Below are 2,032 nucleotides of genomic sequence, written 5' to 3'. Positions count from 1 at the left end.
CGGCGAACTCGCGGACGGGGCCGCTGTAGGGCTCGGGGCAGTGCGGTGCGCCCATCTCCTCACGCACACCGCAGTTCCAGGTGTCGCTGTAGGACGGGTAGTCCTTCATCTTGCTGTTGATGTAGCTGAAGAAGGCCCCCAGGCGGGCGCCGGGCCAGGGCTTGTAGTCGACCTCCAGCTCGATGCCCGGGATGCTGACGACGCCGACGTTGACGGTTTGCCACTTGGTGACGATGTCGCAGGTCGGGTTGTCTTCGGGGCAGGGCTCGGTGCGCTTGATGCGCGAGGCGAAGTTGTCGCCCGTGACCTGCATGTCCTTGTAGCGGCTGAAGAAGAGGGTGGCCGACAGGCTCAGCCGCTTGTTCAGCAGCAGGCCCTTGTAGCCGATCTCGAAGTTGGTGACGGTCTCGGGCTTGTAGGGGAAGAAGGTGTACTGCGGGCCGGCGGGGCCGTCCACGCAGTCGTGGCCGCCGCAGCGGTCGTCCTTGTCGCCGAAGCCGCCGGCCTTGTAGCCGGTGGACAACGATGTGTAGACCATGTCCAGCGGCGTCAGCTGCTTCTGCAGGCCCAGGCGGTAGGTGACCTTCTTCCAGCTCTGGGCGTTGTCGTTGCCGGCCGGCGGGCCCCATTCGGCATAGGCGGCGGTGCCGGCGAAGGGCCCCATCTTCTCGGTCAGGTCACGGCCGTTGTGGGCGCGAAAGCCCGGCTCGCCGGGCGCGCCGGGATGGAACAAGCCGTTGTAGTAGGCCGGCGTGGAGCCGTCCCAGCCACCGAAGACCTGGCCGTTCTTGTCGGTCTTCTTGTCATGGCTGTAGCGGGCGCCGAGGGTGGCGGTCCAGGTCGGCGTGAACTTCCAGTCGGCCTGCGCGAAGACGGCCTTGGCGTCGATCTGGCGGTCGGGCTGGTGATAGAACTGGCTGGTCGGGAAGCCATAGGGGGCTGTGACGAGCTGCTCCTGCGCATAGTCGATGGCGTTCTTCTCGTGCATCCAGAACAGGCCGGTGACGAGCTGCAGCGTGTCGGTGTGGTGCTTGAACTGCAGCTCGTGCACGCTGGACTTGTAGGTCGAGCCCAGCGTGAACGAGGTCATATCGCTGACGGGCCAGGTGCCCCAGTCGCCGTCGGGGCCGACGGGCAGGCTGGCCGTCACCTGGCTGGCGATGGGGTGGTAGCCGCCGTCATCGTCGGACTGCTGCGTGCGCTTCTGGTTGGCGAAGGCAAAGCCGTATTCGATGCTGCTCTGCGGGCTGAGGTTCCACACCAGGTTGGAGCGCAGCGTGTCGATGGACATGTCGGTCTTGCCGGGGACGTTGATCTTGACGTCCCATTTGCCACCAGTGCAGGCGAAGGCGGTGCCGGCCGCCATGTCGCAGTCCTTCATCGCGACGTCGCCGGCGCCATTGTTCTGGAACTTCTCGTAGGCCACCAACCATTCGATGTTGTCGGTCAGCTTGAGCCGGCCGGCGATGCGGGCCGCCCATTCGTCGCGGTTGTAGTAGTACTTGCTTTTGGAGACCAGGGTGTTGCGGCGCTGGTCCACGTCAGGGATGCCATCGGCGACGAAGCCATGCGCCGGCAGGTTGACGTCGTAGAAGTCCTGCTGCTGGTTGATCCAGCCGTCGCGCGTGACCTTGCTGACGGTGGCGCGCAGCGCGAACTTGTCGTTGACGGCGATGTTCTGGATCAGGTTGACCTGGCGCTTGCGGTAGTTGCCGAAGTCCGCTTCGACATTGCCGTAGGTGGAGCCGAACTCGGGCTTGGCCGGGATGATGTTGACGCTGCCGCCGGTGGAGTTGCGGCCGAACAGCGTGCCCTGCGGGCCGCGCAGCACTTCCACCTGCTCCAGGTCGAACATCAGCGCGAGCGCCCCTTGCGGCCGCGKCGAGTACAGGCCGCCGACATGCAGGCCGACCGCGGGGTCACCGATCTCGGTGAAGTTGGTGGAGCCCACGCCGCGGATGTTGATCTGGATGCCGGAGTCGGCGCCCGAGGAGATCTGCAGATTGGGCACGGTGCCGGACAGGCCGCGCAC

At 65.8% G+C, this 2,032-nt stretch carries 1 protein-coding gene; it reads right to left on the bottom strand.

Annotated features, from left to right (window positions below; all coding sequences use genetic code 11):
- The coding region (locus AC1DU6_RS28990; protein WP_477861393.1) for a TonB-dependent receptor at positions 1-2,032 on the bottom strand (2,032 nt) is incomplete at both ends.

It is taken from the genome of Roseateles sp. P5_B10, assembly GCF_056400485.1.
Note: the sequence above shows the minus strand (reverse complement) of the source record. Positions and strands in the feature narration are given on the sequence as shown.